We start from the raw sequence: 25,339 nt of genomic DNA on the forward strand, positions 1-25,339 counted from the left end.
CCGCGCCACACTGGTTGCGACGCGCGAGCCGGGCGAGCCTGTGACTTACCGCTTCGACGTCCATCTCCAGGGCGACAAGGAAACGGTGTTCTTCGACCTGTGAGGTTTTCGAGTCAGACGAAATGCGTCGCCGCCGGGGGCCGGTCAGTAACCATTCAGCGTAATTGTCTCGCGCGGATGCTGCGCAGGTCTGTGACGTGATCGTTCGTCTTTCCCCGCTTCTGAAGAGACGTTTGCGACGTAGCAGCGGTGGATTTTGCTCTGTTTTCCGACGCAATCCGTCCGAAAAGTTCGCAGATTGACTGCCAGCCAGCTGTGCGTGCCGAAAACCTCATGCGGCTGCATTTGCAGGAAAAATTCGCTGTTCTTGTTCCAAATTACCTGATCTGCCAAATTCTTTCCCTGTTAACTCGCGCAGGGAGTTCCCGAAAGCCGCTGCAGCGCAGCAGTTTTTCGATAAAAAATCGTCTTCTGAAGTTTTGGAATGTTAGAAATCCCTGTAAGCAGGGAATTCCGCCGGAGACTGTTCCGATCATCACTGGGTCGCCAGCCAACCAGTCCGGCTCGTCAACGTGCGTCCCCGATGGTTCGTTTCGAATTATGGCTTGTCGCGGCCCCACGGGAAGAGTGAGGCCGGGAAATCTGCCGCGTAGCGCCGTCCTTTCGGCGGCCGGGGTGGTTCCTGGTATGGATTTGGATCTGGCTCCAGCGCCTTGCGATAAAGATGCCAGGTTGCGTGACCGAGCACCGGCAGAACGACGGCGAGACCAAGAAACAACGGTATTGAGCCGATCACCAGCAGCGCGGCAACGATTAGTCCCCATGCTGCCATCGCAACGGGGTTTTTCATCACGACCCGCAGCGAGGTCTGGATCGCATCCGTCACGTTCGCATGCCGGTCGAGCATCAGCGGAAACGCCACAACACTGATGCATAAGGCAACAACAGCGAACAGGAAGCCGACGCCGCATCCTACGACGACGAGCGTTAATCCCTCCGTGGTCGTAAAAATGCGTGAGGTGAAATCAGGAATGCTTGCAGCAGGGGTGTTGCCGAAGATGCTGACATAAATGGCATTCGCAGTGGCGACCCAAACCAGGAACAGGATGAGCAGGATTGCGCCAAGTCCGAGCATGGCTCCGAAGGATGGCGCCCTCAGAACGCCAAACGCGTGCCACGCTGAAGGCTCTTCACCGCGTTCGCGGCGGCGGCTCAATTCATAGAGACCGAGCGCGGCGAAGGGCCCAATCAATGCGAATCCTGCGGCCAGCGGGAACAGGAGCGGCAATACTGAATAGCCCAGCACCGTCCTGGCTATCACAAGCCCAAGGACGGGATAGATGATGCACAGGATAATCGCGTGACTTGGAATTGCCTTGAAGTCTTCCCAGCCGAGCCGTAGCGCGTCACGCAGGTCGGAGAAGCCAATGTTGCGAACGACAGGGGCGGCGGCTGGCGCAATTCGTGTGTCGGTATACGGTATGGCCATGGTCGCAATCTCCATGTGTTTGCACATGTGTTGCACCGGCGAGATTGGGCGTCACCTTTTCCGCGACGTTCAATCGCCTTCGTGCGCAGAAATCGCGACCACGTCTGGCAAGGCGGCCAAGCTCACGAAAAGATCTTTGCCAAGCAAAACCAGTCGCGACCTGTAGAGCACAGCATAGCGCAATTCGAAAACAATAGCACGTGCTGTTAGATCTGTTGTGCATCTGCACACTGTGTTCCAACCTGCAATGAGCTGTCGATGTTCCGTTGCGCGGCGCGAGCTTATGTGTGTTGCTCGATTGCAATGCGGTATCGCGGCGCGGCTGCCACGTTCAGTCTCTCAGCGAGTAAATTGTGCAGCGAGTGCGTTGTGGCATTGCCATCGGACAAACCGGTCTATTGACAACCAAGCCTGCCGGGGAACATCCTGTAGTGGTAAAATGCCCATCGTTCGTTGACACCAGCGGTCGCGACGTCTTCGCAGAACTGAACTCGACAAGATGATTGCTCAAGTCGAGTTCGATGTTGCGACCGGTTAAGGGCAAGGCGGCCAGCATCGCGATGGCGAGCTTGAAGTATGCCATCCATGCCGACATGAGTCATGCGCCTTAAGTCTTGTCCGTAGCCTCACAAGGCAAGGATGAACAAGGGATGGCTGTAGCGCTCATACTGCTTTTGGTCGCGGTCGCCTCGGTGGCGTTTCACCTCTGGAGCCCGTGGTGGTGGACGCCGATTGCTTCAAACTGGCGTTACATCGACGACACAATCACCATGACATTCTGGATCACGGGCATCGTTTTCTTCGCGATCGTCGCGTTCATGGCTTATTGCGTCTTCCGCTTTCATCACAAGGAGGGAAGGCAGGCAGCCTACGAGCCGGAAAACAAGAAACTCGAATGGTGGCTCACCATCGGAACTGCGGTCGGCGTTGGAGCGATGTTGGCGCCCGGTCTTGTCGTCTGGCACCAGTTTGTCACGGTTCCGGCCGATGCGACCGAGGTCGAGGTCATGGGCCAGCAGTGGCGCTGGAGCTACCGGCTCCCAGGCAAGGACGGTCGCATGGGGACGTCCGACGCGCGTAACGTCAGCGCCGAAAATCCGCTTGGCTTGAACCCCAAGGATTCCGCCGGGCAGGATGACATCGTGATCGAAAACGGAGATCTGCATCTGCCGATCGGCAAGCCGGTCAAGGTGCTGCTGCGATCGATCGATGTTCTGCACAATTTCTATGTGCCGGAATTCCGCGCCAAGATGGATATGGTGCCGGGCTCCGTCACATATTTCTGGTTCACACCGACGCGGACGGGATCGTTCGAGGTACTCTGCGCGGAACTTTGCGGACTTGCGCACTCGCAGATGCGGGGCAAGGTCATCGTTCAGGAAGAGAAAGATTATCATGCGTGGCTGGAGCAGCAACAGACGTTCGCGGAACTGTCTGGTCAGCGCAATATTATGAAAGCGACTTACAAGACAGGCAGCGAATGAAAATACCGACGAGGAGGCGCCGCACATCTGTGACGCTAACTCTTCGCGCAATAGAGGGAAGACCAAGGAGGACATTTCGATGGTTGATGTCCCGTCTGACGTCGTTGCACGCATCCCGCCAGCTGAGGTGGGAGAGGTCGATCTCTATCACCCGCATAGCTGGTGGACGAAGTACGTCTTCTCGCAGGATGCCAAAGTCATCGCCATTCAGTACTCGCTCACCGCGATGGCGATCGGGATGGTCGCGCTAGTGCTCTCGTGGCTTATGCGGTTGCAACTCGGATTTCCCGGCACATTCTCGTTTATCGATCCAAGCCAGTATCTCCAGTTCATCACCATGCACGGCATGATCATGGTGATTTATCTGCTCACCGCGCTGTTTCTGGGCGGCTTCGGAAACTACCTTATCCCGCTGATGGTCGGCGCGCGCGACATGGTGTTCCCGTACGCGAACATGCTGAGCTACTGGATCTATCTGCTTGCCGTGCTGGTGCTGGTTGCGGCGTTCTTCGCTCCGGGTGGTCCGACCGGCGCCGGATGGACGTTGTATCCGCCGCAGGCGGTTCTCTCCGGCACGCCGGGGCAGGAAGCGGGCATCATTATGATGCTGTTGTCGCTGATCCTGTTCATTATTGGCTTCACCATGGGCGGCTTGAACTATGTGGTGACCGTGCTGCAGGCCCGTACGCGCGGAATGACGCTGATGCGGATGCCGCTGACGGTGTGGGGAATTTTCACGGCGACAGTGATGGCGCTGCTCGCCTTTCCTGCGTTGTTCGTCGCCTCGGTGATGATGCTTCTGGACCGGCTTCTCGGCACCAGCTTCTTCATGCCAACACTCGTGGAGATGGGCCAGCAGATGAAGTACGGCGGCGGCAGCCCGCTGTTATTCCAGCATCTGTTCTGGTTCTTCGGCCATCCCGAGGTCTATATCGTTGCGCTGCCGGCATTCGGGATTGTTTCTGACCTGATCAGTACGCATGCGAGAAAGAACATCTTCGGTTATCGGATGATGGTCTGGGCGATCGTCGGGATAGGCGCGCTAAGCTTCGTGGTGTGGGCGCACCACATGTATGTCAGCGGCATGAATCCGAAATTTGGGTTCTTCTTCGCAACGACGACGCTGATCATCGCTATCCCGACAGCCATCAAGGTCTATAACTGGGTTCTGACCCTGTGGCGCGGCGACATCCATCTGACCGTGCCGATGCTGTTCGCGCTCGGCTTCATCGTTACGTTCGTCAACGGCGGGCTGACCGGCCTGTTCCTTGGCAACGTTGTCGTCGACGTTCCGCTATCCGATACGATGTTTGTCGTCGCTCATTTCCATATGGTGATGGGCGTGGCGCCGATCATGGTCGTGTTTGGCGCGATCTATCATTGGTATCCGAAAGTCACCGGACGGATGCTCAACGACTGGCTGGGCAAGGTCCACTTTTGGGTCACGTTCCTGGGAGCCTATGCAATTTTCTTCCCCATGCACTATCTCGGTCTGCTGGGTGTGCCGCGCCGCTATCATGACATCGGGGAGACGGCGTTCGTCCCGGCATCCGCGCATGATCTCAACGCGTTCATGAGCGTGGCGGCCTTGGTTGTCGGGTTCGCTCAACTTATGTTCGTGTTCAATCTGTTCTGGAGCCTGCGCAAAGGCAAAGAGGCAGGCGGCAACCCGTGGAAGGCTACCACGCTGGAATGGCAAACGCCGCAGACGCCGCCAGCACATGGCAACTGGGGCAAAGAACTCCCCGTCGTGTATCGCTGGGCTTACGATTACAGCGTTCCGGGAGCTGCGCGGGATTTCATCCCGCAGAATGAGCCGCCATCCGCATTAACAGGGAAGGGAGCTCACGCATGACTGCGATCATCCTGTTCATGGCTGGATTGGCCGCCATTGCAGGATGGTGGCTCTCGCAGCAACGCCTGAATGCGAAACCCTGGCTGGAGGAAGGATCGATTGGCGATTTTCCCGGCGGGGGCGCTTCGTTACTGCCGCCGGAAAAAATTGGGCTGGGTGTGTTTCTCGCGGTTGTCGGCTCGCTGTTCGCGCTCTTCATCAGCGCGTACTCGATGCGTATGGATCTGACCGACTGGCGCTCGTTGCCCGTGCCAAGGTTGTTATGGTTCAATACCGGCGTTCTGATTGTGAGCAGCGCAGCGTTGCAATGGGCTCAGGTTGCGGCACGCCGGGACGACAGCGACAATGTGCTGATTGGTCTGCTTGCGGGAGGTATCTCCTCTGTTGTGTTCGTGACTGGTCAGTTGCTGGCGTGGCAGCAGCTCAACGCCGCCGGCTATCTTCCGACGGCCAATCCGGCCAATGCATTCTTCTATCTCATCACCGCAGTTCATGGGCTGCATGTACTCGGCGGCCTCGCAGTGCTGGGCAGAACCACCGCGAAGGCATGGCGTGGTATCGAAGCTTCGCGGCTGCGCCTGAGCGTTGAACTGTGCACCATGTACTGGCACTTCCTGCTGCTGGTTTGGCTGATCCTGCTTGCGTTATTGACGGGCTGGGCGGACGATTTTGCCGCCATTTGCCGCCAGTTGTTGACATAAGGAGAGGTGAGCGCAATGGCTGAAACTGCGCTGACAAACGCCGGACAACAAACCCGAGCGCGGCCTGCAGGGGTGCGAGGCATTGTCGCCGACTGGTCTTCGGATCAGCGCGCGTTCAAGGACGTCTCGTGGGGTAAGGCCATGATGTGGATCTTCCTCCTCAGCGACACCTTTATCTTCGGTTGCTTCCTGCTGTCGTACATGACGGCGCGCATGTCCACGACGGTACCGTGGCCGAATCCCAGTGAGGTTTTCGCTCTGGAGATCGCGGGACATCATATTCCGCTCATTCTGATTGCGATCATGACCTTCGTCCTGATCAGCAGCAGCGGCACCATGGCCATGGCTGTCAACTACGGCTACCGCCGCGATCGCCGCAAAACCGCGATACTGATGCTGGTGACCGCTGCGTTTGGTGCAATGTTCGTCGGCATGCAGGCCTTTGAGTGGACAAAGCTGATCATGGAGGGTGTCCGGCCATGGGAGAACCCGTGGGGGGCGGCGCAGTTCGGCTCATGCTTCTTCATGATTACGGGTTTCCACGGAACGCACGTCACCATCGGCGTGATCTTCCTGATTATCATCGCACGAAAAGTCTGGCGCGGGGATTTCGACACCGAGCGGCGCGGCTTTTTCACGAGCCGGAAGGGACATTACGAGATCGTCGAAATCACCGGGCTGTACTGGCATTTCGTCGATCTGGTGTGGGTATTTATCTTTGCATTTTTCTATTTGTGGTGAGGTGACACACATGGCTGAAGTCACGATGAACGGAGTTTCTCATGCGGCACCTGCCGCAGCACCGGCTGCTGCACATGCCGAAGGACAACAACATCCGATCAAGCTGTACCTCGTGGTCTGGGCATGGCTGTTTGTGCTGAGCGCCTGCTCTTATCTCGTCGATTATTTCGGCGTTCACGGATACCTTCGCTGGTCGCTGATCCTGCTGTTCATGGTTGCGAAGGCCGGTTTGATTGTTGCCGTCTTCATGCATATGGCCTGGGAGCGGCTGGCATTGAGTTATGCTATCCTGCTTCCGCCACTGGCGCTGTTGGTCTTCGTGGCCATCATGGTGCTTGAGTCGGATTACACGCTGCTGACCCGGATCGTGTTCTTCAAGTCAGGAGCGTAGAAGCGGGGGCCTCGTGCGCAGGGAGGACTGCGATGACCACCTATGTTATGCTTGCAAACTGGACCGACAAAGGCGTCCAAAGTGTGAAGGACTCGCCACGTCGTTTGGACGCGGCGAAGAAAGCTCTCAAGGATATGGACGGCGAGTTCAAACTGTTTTTCCTGACCATGGGCGACTACGACATCGTCGCGATTTATGAAGCCCCGGACGATGCAGTCGCCGCGCGTTTCAACCTCCAGCTTGGAATGATGGGTAACATTCGGACGCGGACCCTGAAGGCATTTCCTGAGGCGGCTTATCGGGAAATCATCACGTCGCTCGGCTGACCAGCCAACTGCGCTCGCTTTAGATTCGTTTTTTTGGCCGTACCGTTTGTCAGCCATGGAGTGGTCACATGCGCATTTTCGTTCTAGCCATCGCAGCAGGATTCCTCTCGACCGTTTCCGCCTCCGCCCAGGATGCAGCTGCGGGTGAGAAGGTTTTTGCTCAATGCAAAGCGTGCCATCAGATCGGTGAGAGTGCAAAGAACGCGGTCGGCCCTGTACTCAACGGGTTGTTCGGGCGTAAGTCCGGGACGATTGAAGGCTTCAACTATTCGCCCGCTAACAAGAATTCCGGTATCACTTGGGACGAGGCGACCTTCCGTGAATACATCAAGGATCCGAAGGCGAAAGTGCCGGGCACCAAGATGATTTTCCCGGGCCTCAAGGATCCCAAGCAAATCGATGATATTGTCGCCTATCTCAAGCAGTTTAACGCTACCGGAAAGAAGGCCGAGGTCGTGCCTGCTGGCGAAAGTAGGCGACTGCACAGCTATTTGCGCTGATGGAAAGCCGGTTACCGCTGCCAAGCGGGCGCCGCCGTGGGCCGCTTCGCTGGTTATATAGCGATTTCAATGAAATATGAGTTCATAGTTTTGTTCTGAATGGCGCGCCAAATTCGCGCCATTGCCAAGCCCTGAGCCATTCTGCGGTGCAGCGAACTTTATGAGACTGATTGGTAAATTGTAAGAACGCACGGTATCGCCGCTCGCCGTTGCATTTTGGCAAATGCCCTCCATGCGTCGAGAAGTGCGCGGTTGTGGAGAGGTGACGGTATGGCGGCTATCGCCACACATCAATTTTCAGACGCGCTCGGATCACGCAGCAATCCAGTTGAATGGATGGCGATTTTTCTCGCTGAATGATTGCGGTCTAAGCGTCAGGGCAGAATCTCCATTCGAGATGTTCTCCCGGCGCAAAGTTCTCCGCGAACATCCGTGAACTCAAACCAAGACGATAAATCCGCAAAAGCGGATATCCAATCACCTTTAGGGAGTTGAGCCGATGATCAAAACAAAATTGCTCGCGGGATTTCTCGCAGCCACCGCACTTACCGCTCCTGCGTTTGGCGCCGATCCGATCAAGATTGGTGTCGTTACACCGTTGTCCGGCACGTATTCCCCGATCGGTCAGCAGGTGCGCTGGGGACTTGAGCTTGCAACCAAGGAAGTCAACGCTGCGGGCGGCATCGCGGGCCGCCAGGTGCAGCTGATTTTCGAAGACGAAGAAGCAAATCCGTCCGTTGCCGTGCAGAAGGCTGAAAAGCTGTTCGAGGTGCAGAAGGTCGATTTTCTCACCGGAACCGTGAACTCAGGCTCGACGCTGGCCGTCGGTCAGACCGCGGAGCGGGCAGGCAAACTGATCGCGACGACCGTGTCGTTTGCTGACTCGATCACGGCAGATAAGTGTTCGCCGAATGTATTCCGCGTGAATGCGCGCGCCGGTCAGCAGTCGACCGCGCTCGCCGCCTGGGTGTCCAAGCAGAAGCCAAAGGCAAAGGTCTACTTCCTGGGGCCTGATTATGAAATGGGCCGCTCCACTGTCGCAACTTTCAAGAAGACGGTCGAAGGCCTCGGCGCAACGTCGGCCGGCGAAGTCTTTGCGCCGCTCGACAGCAAGGACTATACGCAATACTTCGGCCAGTTGCGCTCGGCCAAACCGGAAGTGCTCTACACGTCGGTTGCGGGCAACGATACTGTCCGGCTTCTCACCCAGATGCAGGATTTCGGCCTTCTTGGAAATCTGCTGGTCGTCGGTGCGTCCGGAACGGTGACGTCCCAGAACATCGCTGCCATTGGTGCTGCGGCGGATGGCTTCGGTACCGGTGTCGGCTACTCGACGCAGATCGACTCGCCTGAGAACAAGAAGTTCGTCGAAGCATTCAAGGCGACGAACAAATCAGATCCGGATCTTTACGGCGCCGACAGCTATGGACTGATCTACTTCTACAAGGCCGCCGTCGAGAAGGCGAAGTCGACCGAAACCGACAAGGTGCGGGCGGCGATGAAAGACCTCGAGTGGATGACGCCGCAGGGCAAGAAGACCATGCGCGGCGGCGATCATCAGGCGATCCAGCCGATGTACGTCGTTCGCGTCAGCGGTGGCCAGTTCAAGATCGTTGGCGATGTCAGCGGCGAGGAAGCCATCGGACCGGATGACTGCAAGCGCTTCTAACGTATCGACAACAACGGAGAGTGGGGCGGCAACTGATTGAGTTGCGTCCCCGCTGCCGGATAATTCACAGCAACTGAAACATCGACAGGCGGATGGTGGTTCCGGATGACCGGATTGTTGGAATACGGGCAATTCGTTCTTGCGCCACAGATGATCACGGGACTGGCTCTCGGGGTCGCCGTGGTTCTTGTGGCAATTGGTCTGACGATCATTTTCGGCCTGCTCGACGTCATCAATATGTCCCACGGCGAATTCTATGCCGTGGGGGCTTATCTGGCGCTTGCATTGGGGGCGTCCGGCGTCAGCTTCTGGATACTCCTTGTGCTCGTGCCGCTGCTGATGCTGCCTATTGGTTACGCGGTAGAGCGCGGCCTGATTCAGCGCGTCTTCAATTTGCCAGATCGGCACGTGACGACGCTGCTTCTGACGTTCGGTCTTGGCCTCGTGATCGAGGAAGGGCTGAAGGTCGTGTTCGGCCCGAACACGCAGCGGCCCCCGACGCCCATCTCGGGCGCGGTCGAAGTGATGGGCGTGCTGCTGCCGACATACCGGTTGTTCCTGATCGTTATCGGTTTCGCCATCGTCGGCGGTGTGGCCGTTATCATCAACAAAACGCGGCTCGGCGCGCTTGTGCGGGCAGCGGCATTCGACCGTAACATGGCCGCCTCGCTTGGCGTGCCCGTGAAGCGCGTCTTTGCCTGGACCTTTGCGTTTGGCGTAGCACTTGCTGGCCTTGCGGGCGTCTTGCTTGCGCCGATCTATTCCGTGTTTCCGACCATGGGGCGGGATTTCATCTTTCTCGCATTCACGGTCGTGATTGTCGGCGGCATGGGTTCGATCGCCGGCGCTGTGATCGCAGGGTTGTTGATCACGCAGGTGCAGGCGATCTCAAGCCTGATCGTTTCGCCGGTCTGGAGCGATCCGATCGTTTTCAGCATCATGGTGCTCGTGCTGGTGGTTAGGCCGCAGGGTCTGTTTGGGCGGCTTGGTCATGGATAACCCGGCACACGTGCGGCAGGAGCCGATGATCGATCGTCTCGGTCTCGCCATGCGGGCGAGCCATGTTCTTGTGGCGGTGTTCGTTGCTGCGTCCCTGATCTTCGCCGCCATCGGCGCAGCAATGGGCGACACGTTTTTCCTGCGGCTTGCGACTGAAGCTTTGATATTCGCCGGCCTAGCGCTCTCCGTCGATATCCTCTTGGGCTATACCGGATTGCTGTCGCTTGGGCAGGCGCTCTATTTCGGTCTTGGTGCGTATGTGTCCGCGCTGATGCTCAAGGAAGTTCCGTCCTTCTGGGCTGCGATGGGGGCGGTGCTGGCAGTCTCGCTCATTGTGGGGGCTGTCGCCGGATTGATCGCAAACCGTGTTCGCGGGGTTTATTTTGCGCTGGTGACATTCGGCCTCGCGCAGGTTGCAGCGCGCGCTGTCTACAATACCCGCTCGCTCGGAGCGTCGGACGGGTTGATAGGCGTGCCGATCGTGCCCGTTAATCTCGGTTTCGGCACGGTGATGTCGAATTCGCCAGCGGGGTTTTTCATCTTCACGCTTGGTTTCATCGTCATGCTGTATCTGGTGAGTGCCTATCTCCTCGATACGCCGTTCGGGCGCATTCTAGTCGCGCTGCGCGCGAACGAGCGCCGCGTCCCGTTTCTTGGCTACTCGACCCGCAACGCCCGCGTGGCGGCCTATATCCTCTCGGCTGTGGTTGCCGCTTTGTCGGGTGCTCTCTATCCGATGCTGCGTGGTTTCGTCTCGCCGGAATTGCTGTTCTTCAGCACCTCGGGAAATGCGGTGATCACGGTGGTGACCGGCGGTGTCGGTACGCTGGCCGGTGCGCTGTACGGCAGCGTCATTCTGACCGTGCTGAAATCCGTTATTGGCTCGATGACCGAACATCATCTGATCGTCATCGGCCTGATGTTCATGGCTGTCGTGATCTTCCTGCCGAAGGGCCTGATGGGACTGATCCGGCCATCTATTGAACGCATGCTGGGTGGGGGCGGGCGATGACGGCTGTGCTTCAGGTTCACGACCTCGGCGTCGCGTTCGGCGGAATCCGTGCTGTGGATGGTGTCTCCTTCGCCGCCGAGAAAAATGCGATTACCACCGTGATCGGCCCGAACGGCGCCGGGAAATCGACGCTGTTCAATCTGATCAGCGGACTCATTCGGCCGAATGCCGGGCGTGTCGTTCTTGGAAACGTGGATCGAACCGGAGCGCCGCCGCATCTCATGCAGCGAGCCGGCCTTGGCCGGTCGTTCCAGATCACGAACCTGTTCTTTGAACTCACGGTGTTTGAGAATCTGAGGCTCGCGGCGCAGCGGCTCGAACCATCGCGCCGGTTATGGCTGCCGGTCCAACGCAGTGATCGGGCGCTTGCCCGTGTCGATGCATTGGTCGAGCGCTTCTCACTTGCTGCTAAAGTCGGCGAGCTTGCCGGCGCACTCTCTCACGGCGAACAGCGGCGGCTGGAGATCGCAGTGGCGCTGGCTGCCGAGCCGTCTATTCTTCTGCTTGATGAGCCGACGCAGGGCATGAGCCATGCGGACACAGCGGATACGGCACGGCTGATCCGTGATCTGGCGAACGACGTTACGATCCTCCTGATCGAGCATGACATCGGTGTGGTGATGGATATTTCCAACCACATCGTGGTGATGCACCAGGGAAAAAAGCTTGCTGAGGGCGCGCCTGCCGTCGTGCGGGCCGATCCGGCCGTCAAGGCCGCTTACTTCGGACATGCCTGATGTTCAAGATCGATAATCTTCACGTTCATTACGGGCTCTCCCACGTTATTCAGGGTGTGAGCATGGAAGCGCGCCCCGGCGAGGTCGTCGGCATCTTCGGGCGCAACGGCGTCGGCAAAACGACGCTTATGAAAACGATCGCGGGCTGGGTTGCTCCAAGCGGCGGCGAAATCGTCCTCGACGGTGCGCGTCTTGATGGCCTCGAACCGGATGGCGTTTGCCGCCACGGGGTCGGCTTTGTGCCGGAAGACAGGCGCATCTTTCCCGGCCTGAGTGTTGAGGAAAATCTCAAACTGGGCCTGATGCAGCGTAAGGGGCGTTCGCGCGCCGAGGAGAATGCGGAAATCGACCGCATCTACCAGCGCATGCCGCGTCTCGCCGAGCGGCGGCGGCAGGCCGGCACGACGCTGTCCGGCGGCGAGCAGCAGATGCTTGCAATGGCCCGCATTATGATCGGCCGCCCGAAACTGGCGTTGATCGATGAGCCGAGCGAAGGTCTCGCGCCGATGATTGTCGCCGACATTTTCGCGATCATCCAGGAAATGAAAGCGAGTGGGGCGATTGTCCTGCTCGTCGAGCAAAACGTCGGTGGCGCGCTCAGCGTGTCGGATCGCTTTTACGCGATCGAGCGCGGGGCGGTCGTCCTGGCGGGAGACGCCAGAAATGACGCTGACAAGAGCCGGCTAATGGACGTGATTGCGGTCTAGCCTATCTTTCGTTTGACGAGACGCGAGGCGGAGGTCGCCGCGTTTGAAAGATCATTGGAAATGATCTCCATGACCGCTGACATTGCGGCCGATACGATGCGGCGCGGATGGGTGACCCAGGCCACCGTCCTCACGATTCCCGGCTTGCCAAGACGGTAGGCCTCGACGCGTCCGGCGGCGAGGTGCGGATACAACGCGATTCCCGGCAGCACTGACACAAGATCGGTGGTTGCCACGACTTCGCAGACTGCCGACAGCGTATCGATCTCCAGCCGGGGTTTCAGGGTGATATCGATCTCGGCTGCGGTTGCGTCGAGAATACGCCGCAAGCCGTGCCGCCGCGACGGGATGACGATGTCCAGATCCTTCAGTCGCCGGTAAGGCACGACGCCGGGGAGGGTGACTTTATTCATGGGGCCGCGCGCAAGCATCATTTCCTCGTCGAGAATGTGGCGGGCTTTCTGTGGCGTCTTCCCCGGGGGCATGTTCACGATAGCGATATCGAGCTGGCCTGCGAGAACCCATTCGAGCAGCACGTCGGTATAGCCCTCGCAGACCAGAAGCTGGATCTCGGGGTACATCGCGGCGATCTTCGCAGATGACGAGGCGAGCGTGCTTTGAGCGGCGGACGTGATCATCCCGATGCTGACGCGCCCGGAGATTTTACCATCCAGGCGTGCCATTTCGTCGCGCGCATGATCGACGTTTTGTATGATCGAGCCTGCAAGGCCTGCTAGTTTTTCGCCTGCCGGCGTTAGCGAGACGCCGTGTGCCGACCGATGAAAAAGCTTTTTGCCAAAGGACCGCTCAAGCTTCGCGATCTGCATGCTGAGCGCGGGCTGAACGATATTCAGCTGTCGCGCCGCGCGGGTCACGTTGCCTTCCTGTGCAAGGCAAAGGAAGTACTGCATCTGCTTGAAGTCCATTCGGGTCCTCTCGGAACAAGCCGCCTCGATCTCTATCATCAATTATAGTGATTGATAAAATCAATATCTATTATTTGTGTTGATTGCTCCATCTGCGTAGCCTTTGGCAATCCACGCGGGCTGGCTCCACAGCGCCGCCAAATTCCAAACCTTAAGGCCGGGCCGGTGATGGTTTCTTCGCAACGACGTCTCATCGTCGGTATTTCCGGTGCTTCAGGTGTCGTGTACGGCGTGCGATTGCTTCAATTGCTGCGGAACGCCGGGGTTGAAACGCATCTCGTGATGTCGAAAACCGCCGAGATCACGTTCGCCTACGAAACATCGCTCAAGATCGCGGATGTGAAGGCGATCGCGCACACCACTCATTCCATCGACGATATGGCTGCATCGATCTCGAGCGGGTCGTTCCGGACCATGGGCATGATCGTTGCGCCATGTTCAATGCGTTCCATGTCGGAAATCGCCTCGGGTGTGACAACCACACTTCTAACGCGCGCAGCCGATGTGACGCTGAAGGAAAGGCGTCGTCTGATCCTTATGGTTCGGGAGACGCCGCTTCACACCGGTCACCTGCGCACCATGACGGCGCTGTCCGAGATGGGCGCGATCATCGCACCGCCAGTGCCAGCGTTCTATGCAAAGCCCGACAGTCTCGACGACATGGTCGACCACACGGTCGGACGCGCGCTCGATCTTTTCGACATCGATGTGGGCGTTGTCGAGCGTTGGGGTGAAACACCTGCGCTCAAGCGCCGCCCCGTGCGCGACGCGACCTGATTTAGACGCCATTCAAGAAGAAAATCTCCAGAGGGAAAATGACAAAGAGCAGTGGCATTCATGCAATGACCGGTCACAACGCGGAGCCGGATCTGCGAAGCTGGTTGCAGCAGCTTGCGGCAACGGATCGCCTCGCTGTCGCGCGGGCAGGGGTTTCCCTGATCGATGAACTGGCTGCGGTTTCCAAGAGGCTTGAGAACGACAGCGCGGTGCTTTTTCCGTCACCTGACCAGCATCCGATCCCGGTTGTCGCGAACATCTTCGCCGACCGGAGTTGGGTCGCGGATTCTCTCGGCATTCCGACGGATCAACTGTTGTCGCATTTTCAGGAAGCCGTGCGGAACCCGCTGCCATGGGTCGAGGTGAAGAATGCCGCTGCGCAGGAAGTGGTTCATCGCGACGTGGATCTGCTGAAGCAGTTGCCGATTCCGAAACACAACGAACACGACAGCGGCCCCTACATTACCGCAGCGCTTCTGATCGCGCGCAATCCCAAGACGGGTGTTCAGAACGTCTCGATTCATCGCTGCCAGGTCAGCGGCCCGGATCGCATCGGTGTGCTGCTGCTGCCGCGCCATACCTTGCATTACTTCAAGATGGCGGAGCAGGCCGGAGAAGCATTAGAGATCGCGCTGGTCATCGGTGTGCACCCGGCTTGCATTCTTGCCTCGCAGGCAATTGCCGCGGTCGATGAAGACGAAATGGAGATTGCCGGCGCGCTGCTCGGCCGTCCAATCGAGATGGTGAAGTGCCTAACCAACGATGTGCGAGTGCCGGCACACGCGGAGATTGTCATCGAGGGCCGCATTCTGCCCAAGGTTCGCGAGCCTGAAGGGCCGTTCGGCGAATTTCCGCAGTATTACGGACCGCGCGCCAACCGCGAGGTTATTCACGTCGATGCCATCACGCATCGAAAGAGCCCGATCTTCCATACCATCGTGGGCGGCGGTATGGAGCATCTGGTACTCGGGGAAATTCCGCGCGAAGCCACGCTGCTCCAACACCTGCAACGCAGCTTTTCCAGCGTCCGTGATGTGCGGCTGACGCGTGGCGGCACTTGCCGCTATCACCTCGTCGTCAAGATCGAGAAGACCAATAACGGCGAGCCGAGGAACATCCTGATGGGTGCGTTCGGCGGTCATTACGATCTCAAGCAGGTCGTGGTCGTCGATATGGACGTCAACATCGACGATCCGAACGAAATCGAATGGGCCATTGCAACACGGTTCCAGGCGGATCGCGATCTGTTCGTGGTTTCCGGTGCCCAAGGCTCCAAGCTCGATCCGTCAAGCGATGAAGGCATCAGCGCCAAGATGGGCATCGATGCGACCAAGCCGGTCGAGGCCGAGCCGATGGTGTTCAAGCGCATCCATGTGAAGGGTCTTGAAGATGTCGATCTGCCGAGCATTCTGCAAGGCGATCCGAAGGCTGCGTTTGCGCGCATTGTGACGGGTTAACGCGCCCGCGATATCTGGAAGCTAACACACTGGCACAAAGCCGGGATATTGGGAGAGAGATGATGAACAGACGAAACCTGCTGCGAAGCGCAGCTTTGGCTTGCGCGGCATTGATGAGCGGCACCGGTGCATTGCATGCGCAAGGCGTCGATCAGGTCAAGGTCGGGGTCAACAAGGTGATCAGCGACGTTGTCTTCTACATCGCGCAGGAGCGGGGATTTTTCGCCGAGCAGAAGCTCGCCGTCGAATTGATTCCCTTCGATTCCGGACCGCGCATGATCGCGCCTCTCGCGGCAGGGCAGATCGACATCGGTGCAGGCGCTTCCTCAGCCGGTCTGTTTAACGCCGTGTCGCGCGGCATCGGCGTCAAGATCGTCGCGGACAAAGGTTCCACGGCCCCGACGTACGATTACATGCCGTTGATCGTCCGCAAGGATCTGGTCGATTCCGGCAAGGTCAAAACGCTTTCCGACCTCAAGGGGTTGAAACTTGCAGCGGCTGGCCCGGGATCTGCGACGAACGCCAAACTGGCGGTGGCGCTGACAAAGGGCGGGTTGACCTACAAGGACGCCGAGAACGTCAACATGAGCTATCCGCAGCAGGTTCTCGCGCTGAGTTCAAAGGCGATCGATGGCGCGATCACGACGGAGCCGTCCACCTCGCAAGCCATCGAGAGGGGCGTCGCGGTCCGGCTGTCTGACGTTACGCTATATCCGGGCCAGCAGGTGGCGGTTCTGCTTTACGGCAACGACATGCTTACGAAACGCCGCGACGTCGGGCAGCGGTTCATGAATGCCTATGTCAAGGCGTCGCGCATTTATAACGATGCGACCAGCAAGGGATTGTTCAACGGCCCGGGCTCCAAGGAGGTCGTCGATCTCATTATGAAGACCACGGGCCTGACGGATCGCAAGATGTTCGACACGATGGTGCCGAACGGCATTTCGCCGGATGGATCGGTGAATACGCAAAGTCTCGACGACGATCTGAAATTCTATGTTTCGCAGGGCCAGATCGAGAAGCCCGTTACGGTCAGTGATGTGGTGGACATGTCTTTCGTGGAGAGCGCGGTCAAGCAATTCGGCCCCTACAAGCCGCGTTAGGAAACAATTTGATGTCGACCATTCGCGTAGTTCACGACCGAGCGGCGCCACAGTCACAGGCCACGCAGATTTCCCTGTACGGAGTGCGCAAGTATTTCGGGACTGGCGGCTTTGTTGCGCTCGACGGGATCACGATCGACATCCCGCAGGGGGAGTTCTTTGTCATCGTGGGGCCGAGCGGCTGCGGCAAGACGACGCTGCTGCGGATTCTCGCGGGTCTCGACCGGGAAAGCGAAGGCAAGGTCGATGTCCGCCAGGTGGATCCATCGCGCCCGACAAACTCCATGATCTTCCAGGGCGACTCTCTGTTTCCCTGGATGACGGTCTACGACAATGCCGCTTATGGCCTTCGCATGCGAAAGGTCGCGGAGAACGAGGTGATGGACACCGTGCGCCTCTGGCTGGAGCGCATCGGGCTTTGGCGCTTTCGCGATCGGTATCCGCACCAGTTGTCCGGCGGCATGAAGCAACGTGTTTCGATCGTGCGCGCGTTCGCCAACGATCCCGAAATCCTTCTGATGGACGAGCCGTTTTCTGCGCTCGACGAACAGAACAAACTCCTGCTGCACGAAGAGCTGTTGCGAATTTGGGAAGCAACCAAGAAGACGGTGGTTTTCATCACTCACAGTGTCGATGAGGCTGTCACGCTCGGCGATCGCATCATGGTCATGACCGCAAATCCCGGGCGCACGAAAGCGCTCATCGATGTGCCGTTCGGGCGTCCGAGGAACGTGATGGAGCTACGGCAGAAGCCTGAATATGGTGAGCTTGTCTTCGATATCTGGGAGCAGCTTCGTGAGGAAGTTAACCGCGCGCGCCAGCTGGAGGGAAATCCCTCATGAACGCTACAGCGAAAGGATTTGAGCGAGTCATCGGACTCGTGACGCCGCTTTTGCTATTGGCGGCATGGGAAATCGCAGGACGCTTTGGCCTGATCGACGTGCGGTTTTTTCCTCCGCCAAGTAGCATCATGCATCAGGTGGGTGCGCTGCTTGCATCGGGAGAACTGGTGACGAATACGCTCGCAAGCTTGCGGCGTCTTGCGCTTGGCATGTTGCTCGGTGGCGTTCCGGCCCTGCTGCTCGGGCTAGCGATGGGGATTTCGCGGCCGCTTCGCGCCGCCATCGATCCCTTGATTTCGGCGACCTATCCGATCCCGAAAAGCGCGATCCTGCCGCTGGTGCTGCTGATCTTCGGCCTGGGCGAGATGTCGAAGGTGGTCATGGTGGCGCTTGGCGCTTTCTATCCCATCGTCATCAACACGCTGGTCGGAGTGGTCAATCTCGACCGCATTTATCTCGACGTCGGCCATAATTTCCGCGCCAGCAAGTGGCAGGTTTTCCGGACCATCGCATTGCCGGGCGCGCTTCCGTCAATTATGGCGGGGGTCAAGCTCGCCATGGGAATGGGGCTGATCCTGATCGCGATCTCCGAAATGGTCGCCGCCAACGACGGTATAGGGTTCATGATCTGGAACGCATGGCAGGTCCTGACGGTCGATACGATGTATGTAGGATTGCTTGTTATCGCGATTCTTGGTTTTGTTTTCTCCGTCATACTCGACCAGATCGAGCGGTGGCTGATTCCGTGGAAATCCAGCGGCTGAGCGGGAGGCTCAAATGTCTACAGCGTTGCGTATCGCGCATGGTGCGTTCGGCAGGGTAGCGCTGTTGGATATGGATTGTTCGCTGGTGCGGCATGCGCATCCGCACTGCCACGTTCTGCTGAAGGTGGAGGGCGCCGATACCCAGTTTGCAGTCGGCGACAAGGTTTACCCCCTGACGGACACCAGCGCGGTTCTGGTCGATGGCTGGCAACCGCATGCCTATGTTCACGATCCTCAACGCCCCCGCACGCTGATCCTGGCCCTCTACGTCGAGCCGCAGTGGCTGATGGAGTTCCGGCCGGGGTGGGTCGCGAGCGGCTCACCCGGGTTTTTCGGCAATCCTGCGGGCGAGGTCTCGCCGCGCATTCGGGAACTGAGCATGGGGCTTGCGACCGATATGATGGCCAGGCCGGAATGTGTTTCCAATCACGAGGCGCTGCTGTCCGATCTCATGATCGCGGTCATCGAGCGCTTTACGCCGTGGCGGAGTTTCCCGGCATCGATCAGGGAAATGAATGTCCCAGGCCGCGACTGGCGGATCAGGCGTGCCGCGGAAGCGATGCGGGCTGAAGCTGGCCGCACAACGAACATCGACAAATTTGCGAAGGAAGCCGGCCTTTCCCGGGCACATTTTTTCCGGCTATTTGAGTCATCGATCGGGCTGCCCCCGAAGGTGTATCTCAATGTTGTGCGCATGGAGCAGGCGTTCGACGCTGTTCTCCATCAGGACGCAAGCATCGGCGAGATCGGTGAGCGTCTTGGCTTTGCAGAGCCGGCACACTTCACGCGCTTCTTCCGCAACCATGCAGGTGTCGGTCCCCGTGAGTTCCGAAACGTTTCGCGGCTCGCGAGTTGATGCTGCAACGCACAGCCGTCATCAAATGAGACGGTTTGGTAAGTCGTGAGAAGTGCCGGTATGGTTTGTCTTTCGTTCTGGCGGAAAAACACTCGCACGCGCGGCGTAACAAGCGCGATCGGGAGTGATTTTCAGGATGGCGCAATCCGCCACATCGGCATCGGACCTCGATAGTAATCGTCCCTGGGTCGGCCGGTCGATTGAGCGCGTCGAGGACCTTGCGCTGCTCACGGGACGCGGCCGCTTCATCGATGATCTCGGCACGCGGCCGGGCACATTGCACGCCGCTATCCTGCGTTCACCTCATGCCCATGCCGATATTGTCGCCATCGATACGTCGGCTGCGGCAAAAACCGCGGGCGTGCGCGCGGTGCTTGTCGGCGACGACATCAAGAAGATGACCACGAGTCTTGTCGTTGGCGTGAAAGCTCCGGTGGAGTGCTGGCCGATCGCGGTCGGACGTGTCCGCTACGTGGGCGAGCCCGTCGCCGTTGTCGTCGCAACCGACCGCTATCTCGCGGAAGACGCGCTCGACCTGATTGAGGTGCAATACAGCCCGCGTCCGGCGGTGGTTGACCCGCTTGCTTCGCTCTCAGCGGATGCGCCCGTATTGCACGATGGCTTCAACGGTAACGTCGCGAGCGACCGGCGCTTCCGTTACGGCGACCCCGAGCGTGCGTTTGCCGAAGCTGCGCATCAGATCTCGGTCGATATTACCTATCCGCGCAACTCATGTACCCCGATCGAAACCTACGGATTGATCGCGGACTATGATCCCGCGGAGAATGCATTCGACATTCTGGCCAACTTCCAGGGGCCTTTCAGTATTCATGCTGTGATTTCCCGCGCGCTCAAGGTTCCAGGCAACCGGGTGCGCTTGCGGACGCCGCCGGATTCGGGTGGCAGCTTTGGCGTCAAGCAGGGAATCTTCCCTTACATCGTCTTGATCGCTGCGGCGTCGCGCGCAGTCGGTCGCCCCGTGAAGTGGATCGAAGATCGCCTTGAACATCTGACGGCATCGGTATCGGCAACCAACCGCGCCACTACGATCAAAGCGGCAGTGAGCGGCGACGGTGTGATCCTCGCGCTGGATTGGGATCAGGTTGAGGATTGCGGAGCACATTTGCGCGCACCTGAGCCGGCGACGCTCTACCGCATGCACGGCAATCTCACAGGAGCTTATGACATCCGTCACGTGGCGGTGAGAAACCGCGTTGTCGTTACCAACAAGACGCCCACAGGGCTCAATCGCGGTTTTGGCGGGCCGCAAGTGTATTTCGCGCTGGAACGGCTTGTGCACCGGATCGCGGTTGAACTCAGGCTCGATCCGCTCGAAGTGATCCGGCGCAATCTGATTCCGGCCGGAGCCTTTCCATACCGCACCGCGACCGGCGCGCTTCTGGATTCCGGAAATTATCAAGAGGCATTGATCCGCGGCGCACGAGAGGGAGGACTTGCCGAACTGAAGGAGCGGCAGAATAAGGCGCGTGCGGAGGGGCGTCTCTACGGTATCGGCTATACTGCGGTGGTCGAGCCCAGCGTGTCGAACATGGGTTATATCTCGACAGTCCTCACGGCCGAGGAACGCCGAAAGGCCGGACCGAAGAACGGCGCACAAGCAACGGCAACAATCGGACTGGATCCCGTGGGCGGGGTCACGATTCATGTCGCGTCGGTCCCGCAGGGCCAGGGGCATCGGACGGTCTTGTCACAAGTGGTCGCCGACGTGTTCGGCCTCCAGCCGCAGGATATTCGCGTCAATACCGAGATCGATACGGCGAAAGATGCATGGTCGATCGCCTCGGGAAATTACGCCAGCCGTTTCGCGCCGGCGGTTGCAGGCACGGCGAAGCTGGCGGCGGAACGCCTCGCTGCCAAATTGGCGCGTATTGCGGCCAGTCAACTTAACGTCGAAGTTTCAGACATCATCTTTTCGAATGGCGTCGTTGCGTCGAGACATAATCCGGAAAACAAGATTGCGTTCTCGCGCCTCGCCGCACTCAGCCACTGGTCTCCCGGTTCGCTGCCCGATGACGTCGGCGATACCATTCGTGAAACAGTGTTCTGGACTCCGCCGGAACTGACGCCGCCGGACGACAACGATCTCGTCAACTCGTCGCTGTGTCATGGGTTCATCTTCGATTTCTGCGGCGTTGAAATCGATCGAACCACACTCGAAACGCGCATCGACCGTTACGTGACGATGCATGACTGCGGCACCATTCTACATCCCGGCATGGTGGACGGGCAGATTCGCGGCGGCTTCGCGCAAGCGCTAGGCGCCGCGCTCTACGAAGAATATGCCTATGGTGCTGACGGAAGCTATCTGACCGGCACGTTGGCTGACTATTTGCTCCCGACGACAATGGAGGTCCCGGATCCGGTCATTCTACATATGGAAACGCCGTCGCCGTTCACGCCATTGGGCTCAAAAGGCGTGGGCGAAGGTAATTGCATGTCGACGCCGGTCTGCATCGCCAATGCAGTCGCTGACGCGCTGAACGTCAGGGACCTGACCCTGCCGCTGGTGCCTGCGAAGCTGACGGAGATTGTCCGCGGTGCGGAACCCGTCGCGCCTGCAGGCCGATCTTCGGCTGTGCCGAAGGCAGGGGATCGGCGCTTGCGCGGTGAGGGCAGCGCCGCGGTGAGCGTGCCGCCGGAGCGTGTGTGGGACATGCTGCTGGATCCGGAAACATTGAAAGCCGTCATTCCGGGCTGCCGAAGTGTTGAAAAAGTATCCGATACGCATTTTCGCGCTGACGTCACGCTGGGTATCGGTCCCGTGAGCGGCCGATACCGCGCCAACGTGAAACTGACCGATCTGGACAAGCCGCATGCCGTGACGCTCGGCGGCACTGCCGAGGGCGCGCTTGGATTCGGCGGAGGCGAGGGCCGCATCACGCTGACGCCTGACGGCCAGGGCGGCACCGTCATGCATTATGTTTACGACGCTGCGATCGGCGGCAAGGTCGCCAGCATCGGCGGACGTCTGCTCGATGGTGCCACCAAGGTCATCATCGGACAGTTCTTTGCGGCACTCGCGCGTCAGGCCGGAGGCACTAACCCCGGCAGCGGCTCGTTGTCGATTCTTGCCCGGCTGCGGCGTCTCCTTGGGAGAGCCGAATGAAGCCGGCGGCTTTCGACTATGTTCGCGCTGACTCGCTGGGTGAGGCGCTGGATGCGCTTGCGAGCGATGGTAGCGACGCACGCATCATCGCTGGCGGCCAATCGTTGATGCCGATGCTGAATATGCGGCTGGCGAAACCGAAGGTGCTGATAGACATCATGCGGCTTGAAGAACTCGGCCGTATCGAGGCGAAGGCAGGGACTGTGACGATCGGGGCCGGCGTCCGTCAGGCGGCGCTGCTGGCGTGGCCTCAACTTGCGGCAACGTTACCCATCATTTCGCTCGCGTTGCCGTGGACGGGACACGCCCAGACTCGAAGTCGCGGTACGGTCTGCGGTTCGATTGCTCATGCCGATCCCAGCGCCGAGCTGCCGCTCATGCTGATTGCACTCGAAGGCGAAGTTCACCTGCGCAGCAGGAAGAAGCGCCGGCGTGTCGCCGCAAAGGATTTCTTCGCCGGTATGATGGCTACGGACAAGGCCGATGACGAACTGATCGAGGCGGTATCGTTTCCTGCCGGAACGGCGCCATGCGCATTTCGCGAAGTTTCACGCCGGCACGGCGATTTCGCCATCGTGGCGTGTGCGGCCGTCGCCACGAAGACAGGAGTACGCCTTTCGGTCGGCGGCGTCGCCGACGTGCCGACGGCGCGGGAATGGCCACGTCTGGAGGGTAGCGCCCTCGATGATGCACTGAACGCTTTCGCATATGAACTCGAAGCACGTGATGACGTTCACGCAACGGCACGCTATCGCCGCGATCTCGTTCGCAATATCGGGCGCGATCTGGTGCGCGAGGTTCTGCAATGACGCGTTTGAAATCGGAAGCCCGCCATCCGGTCCGCTTTACGCTCAACGGAAACGCCACCGAAGGGGAGGCGGAGCCGCGCTTGCTGCTGACGGATTTCTTGCGGCAGCAGATCGGGGCGACGGGCACGCATGTGGGTTGCGAGCACGGCGTTTGCGGGGCTTGCACGGTGACCGTCGATGGCGCGATGGCGAGAGCATGCCTCACGCTTGCGGTCCAGATAGACGGCTGTGATGTCCGCACCGTCGAGGGTATCGCGCCGGCGATGGACAGGCTTAGTGTTCTGCAGGCTGCATTCCGGCGGAACCACGCGTTGCAATGCGGCTTCTGCACAGCCGGCATTCTCATGTCGCTGGATCATTTCCTGCGCCACCACCCGTCGCCAGGCGAAAGTGAAATCCGCGACCTTCTCAGTGGCCATCTCTGCCGCTGTACCGGCTACACGCCGATCATAAAGGCCGCGCTTGAGGCCGCAGCAGAACTCGCAAAAGTATCAAGGAGCGAGAAGATAGATGCTTGATCTCGGAAGTAGTTTTATTGCCAGCGTTGTACGCGATCCCGATGCCATCGCCATTGTCGATGGTAGCCTGCGTCTTACGTATCGCGAGTGGTATGCCCGCATCTCTGCGCTGGTTGCGTCATTTGATAGGATCGGTCTCAAGCCGGGCGATCATGTTTTGACCGTGCTGCAAAATCGCTGGGAAGCGGCGACCCTTCATTGGGCGTGCCAATTGGCCGGTATCGTCATAACGCCGATCAACTGGCGCGCAAAACCTGATGAGGTAGATTACTGCATTGAAAATTCAGAGGCCTGCGCGATCGTCTATCAGGATGTCTCAGCCGAGGCCGTGCAAGGTTCGAAGCTTGCACATCGACTTCGATGTATCACTGTCGATCGCGCACCGAACAACAGCAAAACGATGCAGTTCGACGGCATGATTGCCGGCAATGCGCCGGACGCAATGCCGCGCGTCAGCGCGGATGCCTGGTCCATCATGCTCTATACATCCGGTACGACGTCGAAACCCAAGGGTGTGCCGCGCCGTCATCGCGCGGAGCGTGCGGCCGGCGTCGCGCACGTTGCCCAGAATCTCTATCGTCGGAAAGAGCGGACGCTCGGTGTGATGCCGCTCTACCACACGATGGGCGTTCGTTCGCTGATCGCAATGTCTCTGATTGGCGGCACGTTCGTCTGCCTTCCACGCTACGATTCACGCCAAGCGCTGGCGATCATCGAGAAGGAAAAGATCGACAATCTTTATCTGGTGCCGACGCTGTATCACGATCTCGTTCACCACGATGCCTTCGCCAAGACGGATGTATCGTCGGTTCGCAAGCTTGGCTTTGCCGGCGCTTCGATGACCGATGGATTGCTCAGGAAGCTTGATGAACTCTTCAAGCCGGACCTGTTCGTCAATCACTATGGCAGTTCGGAAATCTACACATTCACTATCGATCAAAACGCAATCGCCAAGCCAGGGTCTGCGGGCAAAGCGGGGATCAATCAGCATATCAGAGTGGTGAAGCTGAATGCGAGATCCGTTACGCAGGTCGCAGACGTGGATGAGGAAGGCGAGATCATCGCGCTGCTCGCGAGCGACGAGGCCTTTGAGGGCTATTGGCGCCGTCCGGACGCGGATGCAAAGTCGTTGCGCGAGGGATGGTATTTTACCGGTGATACCGGGTTCGTCGACCGAGACGGAGATCTGTTCGTGACCGGTCGCGTCGACGACATGATCATTACCGGCGGCGAGAATGTATCTCCGGTCGAGATCGAAAGTTGTCTTTCGCTTCACCCTGCCGTCTCCGAAGTGGCTGTGGTCGGCCTTCCCGACGAAAAGTGGGGAAAGATCGTTGCCGCTTTTGTCAAGCGCAACGCGACCGTGACGGAAAGCGATCTTGAACAGTTCTGCCAAACGTCAGGTCTGGCTAATTTCAAGCGTCCACGCCGTTTTGTGTTTGTCGACGCGATTCCAAAATCGCCGGTCGGAAAGCTGCTGCGCAGGCTGCTTGTCGCCGGCGAATATGATCTTGAGCGATCTCCGCCGTCCAGCGCGGCCTGAATTTTC

General features: G+C 58.9%; 24 protein-coding genes and 2 pseudogenes. 23 read left to right on the top strand and 3 right to left on the bottom strand.

What is annotated here, in order from left to right:
* Positions 1-103, top strand: a pseudogene (locus AC1RKJ_RS00005) (protocatechuate 3,4-dioxygenase subunit alpha); the annotation flags it as partial.
* Positions 104-598: 495 nt separating this feature from the next.
* Here the strand turns inward: AC1RKJ_RS00005 and AC1RKJ_RS00010 are convergent.
* Positions 599-1,489, bottom strand: a complete 891-nt coding sequence (locus AC1RKJ_RS00010) for a DUF2189 domain-containing protein (protein WP_492792601.1) — start codon at positions 1,487-1,489, stop codon at positions 599-601.
* 650 nt (positions 1,490-2,139) lie between these two features.
* Here AC1RKJ_RS00010 and coxB point away from each other — a divergent pair.
* The 12 genes from coxB to AC1RKJ_RS00070 all read left to right on the top strand — a co-directional run bounded on the left by coxB (position 2,140) and on the right by AC1RKJ_RS00070 (position 12,611).
* Positions 2,140-2,973 (top strand): cytochrome c oxidase subunit II, encoded by an 834-nt coding sequence (gene coxB, locus AC1RKJ_RS00015; protein WP_492788875.1) that lies wholly within the window; start codon positions 2,140-2,142, stop codon positions 2,971-2,973.
* Between the two features lie 79 nt (positions 2,974-3,052).
* A complete protein-coding gene (gene ctaD / locus AC1RKJ_RS00020) occupies positions 3,053-4,828 on the top strand; it encodes a cytochrome c oxidase subunit I (protein WP_492788876.1) in 1,776 nt (591 codons plus the stop codon).
* Positions 4,825-5,529 carry a cytochrome c oxidase subunit 3 gene (locus AC1RKJ_RS00025; protein WP_492788877.1) on the top strand — a complete coding sequence of 235 codons (705 nt, stop codon included), beginning with the start codon at positions 4,825-4,827 and terminating at the stop codon, positions 5,527-5,529. The genes ctaD and AC1RKJ_RS00025 overlap by 4 nt, the downstream gene beginning before the upstream one ends.
* Positions 5,530-5,544: 15 nt before the next feature.
* Positions 5,545-6,270 (top strand): heme-copper oxidase subunit III family protein, encoded by a 726-nt coding sequence (locus tag AC1RKJ_RS00030; protein ID WP_492788878.1) that lies wholly within the window; start codon positions 5,545-5,547, stop codon positions 6,268-6,270.
* Between the two features lie 10 nt (positions 6,271-6,280).
* Positions 6,281-6,661 (top strand): cytochrome C oxidase subunit IV family protein, encoded by a 381-nt coding sequence (locus tag AC1RKJ_RS00035; RefSeq protein WP_492788879.1) that lies wholly within the window; start codon positions 6,281-6,283, stop codon positions 6,659-6,661.
* Between the two features lie 32 nt (positions 6,662-6,693).
* Positions 6,694-6,987, top strand: coding sequence for a GYD domain-containing protein (locus AC1RKJ_RS00040; protein WP_492788880.1), 294 nt, complete (start codon positions 6,694-6,696; stop codon positions 6,985-6,987).
* A gap of 68 nt (positions 6,988-7,055) precedes the next feature.
* Entirely contained in the window at positions 7,056-7,487 is a 432-nt protein-coding gene (locus AC1RKJ_RS00045) for a c-type cytochrome (RefSeq protein ID WP_492788881.1), read from the top strand.
* 499 nt (positions 7,488-7,986) lie between these two features.
* Positions 7,987-9,156 carry an ABC transporter substrate-binding protein gene (locus tag AC1RKJ_RS00050; protein WP_492788882.1) on the top strand — a complete coding sequence of 390 codons (1,170 nt, stop codon included), beginning with the start codon at positions 7,987-7,989 and terminating at the stop codon, positions 9,154-9,156.
* A gap of 105 nt (positions 9,157-9,261) precedes the next feature.
* Positions 9,262-10,155 carry a branched-chain amino acid ABC transporter permease gene (locus AC1RKJ_RS00055; RefSeq protein WP_492788883.1) on the top strand — a complete coding sequence of 298 codons (894 nt, stop codon included), beginning with the start codon at positions 9,262-9,264 and terminating at the stop codon, positions 10,153-10,155.
* Positions 10,148-11,167: a branched-chain amino acid ABC transporter permease gene (locus AC1RKJ_RS00060; protein ID WP_492788884.1), complete on the top strand. Its 1,020-nt coding sequence runs from the start codon at positions 10,148-10,150 to the stop codon at positions 11,165-11,167. The genes AC1RKJ_RS00055 and AC1RKJ_RS00060 overlap by 8 nt, the downstream gene beginning before the upstream one ends.
* Positions 11,164-11,904: an ABC transporter ATP-binding protein gene (locus tag AC1RKJ_RS00065; protein WP_492788885.1), complete on the top strand. Its 741-nt coding sequence runs from the start codon at positions 11,164-11,166 to the stop codon at positions 11,902-11,904. The genes AC1RKJ_RS00060 and AC1RKJ_RS00065 overlap by 4 nt, the downstream gene beginning before the upstream one ends.
* Complete coding sequence (locus AC1RKJ_RS00070) at positions 11,904-12,611, top strand: ABC transporter ATP-binding protein (RefSeq protein ID WP_492788886.1); 708 nt, start codon at positions 11,904-11,906, stop codon at positions 12,609-12,611. Before AC1RKJ_RS00065 ends, AC1RKJ_RS00070 begins: the two co-directional genes overlap by 1 nt.
* Here AC1RKJ_RS00070 and AC1RKJ_RS00075 read toward each other — a convergent pair.
* Together AC1RKJ_RS00075 and AC1RKJ_RS00080 are read right to left on the bottom strand one after the other, a co-directional pair.
* Positions 12,608-13,294: a LysR family transcriptional regulator substrate-binding protein gene (locus AC1RKJ_RS00075; RefSeq protein ID WP_492792602.1), complete on the bottom strand. Its 687-nt coding sequence runs from the start codon at positions 13,292-13,294 to the stop codon at positions 12,608-12,610. The genes AC1RKJ_RS00070 and AC1RKJ_RS00075 overlap by 4 nt on opposite strands.
* A 117-nt stretch (positions 13,295-13,411) precedes the next feature.
* Positions 13,412-13,576: pseudogene (locus AC1RKJ_RS00080) on the bottom strand (LysR family transcriptional regulator); the annotation flags it as partial.
* A gap of 129 nt (positions 13,577-13,705) precedes the next feature.
* Here AC1RKJ_RS00080 and AC1RKJ_RS00085 point away from each other — a divergent pair.
* The 10 genes from AC1RKJ_RS00085 to AC1RKJ_RS00130 all read left to right on the top strand — a co-directional run bounded on the left by AC1RKJ_RS00085 (position 13,706) and on the right by AC1RKJ_RS00130 (position 25,333).
* Positions 13,706-14,314: a UbiX family flavin prenyltransferase gene (locus AC1RKJ_RS00085; RefSeq protein WP_492788887.1), complete on the top strand. Its 609-nt coding sequence runs from the start codon at positions 13,706-13,708 to the stop codon at positions 14,312-14,314.
* Positions 14,315-14,352: 38 nt separating this feature from the next.
* The gene (locus AC1RKJ_RS00090; RefSeq protein WP_492788888.1) at positions 14,353-15,771 is read left to right on the top strand and encodes a UbiD family decarboxylase; all 1,419 of its coding nucleotides are present in this window, start codon (positions 14,353-14,355) and stop codon (positions 15,769-15,771) included.
* Between the two features lie 59 nt (positions 15,772-15,830).
* Positions 15,831-16,874: an ABC transporter substrate-binding protein gene (locus tag AC1RKJ_RS00095; RefSeq protein ID WP_492788889.1), complete on the top strand. Its 1,044-nt coding sequence runs from the start codon at positions 15,831-15,833 to the stop codon at positions 16,872-16,874.
* A gap of 11 nt (positions 16,875-16,885) precedes the next feature.
* Positions 16,886-17,716 (top strand): ABC transporter ATP-binding protein, encoded by an 831-nt coding sequence (locus tag AC1RKJ_RS00100; protein ID WP_492788890.1) that lies wholly within the window; start codon positions 16,886-16,888, stop codon positions 17,714-17,716.
* Positions 17,713-18,480, top strand: coding sequence for an ABC transporter permease (locus tag AC1RKJ_RS00105; protein ID WP_492788891.1), 768 nt, complete (start codon positions 17,713-17,715; stop codon positions 18,478-18,480). Before AC1RKJ_RS00100 ends, AC1RKJ_RS00105 begins: the two co-directional genes overlap by 4 nt.
* A gap of 13 nt (positions 18,481-18,493) precedes the next feature.
* Positions 18,494-19,336, top strand: a complete 843-nt coding sequence (locus AC1RKJ_RS00110; RefSeq protein ID WP_492788892.1) for an AraC family transcriptional regulator — start codon at positions 18,494-18,496, stop codon at positions 19,334-19,336.
* Positions 19,337-19,472: 136 nt separating this feature from the next.
* Complete coding sequence (locus AC1RKJ_RS00115) at positions 19,473-22,463, top strand: xanthine dehydrogenase family protein molybdopterin-binding subunit (RefSeq protein WP_492788893.1); 2,991 nt, start codon at positions 19,473-19,475, stop codon at positions 22,461-22,463.
* Positions 22,460-23,272 carry an FAD binding domain-containing protein gene (locus tag AC1RKJ_RS00120; RefSeq protein WP_492788894.1) on the top strand — a complete coding sequence of 271 codons (813 nt, stop codon included), beginning with the start codon at positions 22,460-22,462 and terminating at the stop codon, positions 23,270-23,272. Before AC1RKJ_RS00115 ends, AC1RKJ_RS00120 begins: the two co-directional genes overlap by 4 nt.
* Positions 23,269-23,790, top strand: a complete 522-nt coding sequence (locus AC1RKJ_RS00125) for a (2Fe-2S)-binding protein (protein ID WP_492788895.1) — start codon at positions 23,269-23,271, stop codon at positions 23,788-23,790. Before AC1RKJ_RS00120 ends, AC1RKJ_RS00125 begins: the two co-directional genes overlap by 4 nt.
* Positions 23,783-25,333 (top strand): AMP-binding protein, encoded by a 1,551-nt coding sequence (locus AC1RKJ_RS00130; RefSeq protein WP_492788896.1) that lies wholly within the window; start codon positions 23,783-23,785, stop codon positions 25,331-25,333. Before AC1RKJ_RS00125 ends, AC1RKJ_RS00130 begins: the two co-directional genes overlap by 8 nt.
* Positions 25,334-25,339: the final 6 nt, after the last annotated feature.

Source organism: Afipia sp. GW822-FHT04G07 (assembly GCF_058800765.1).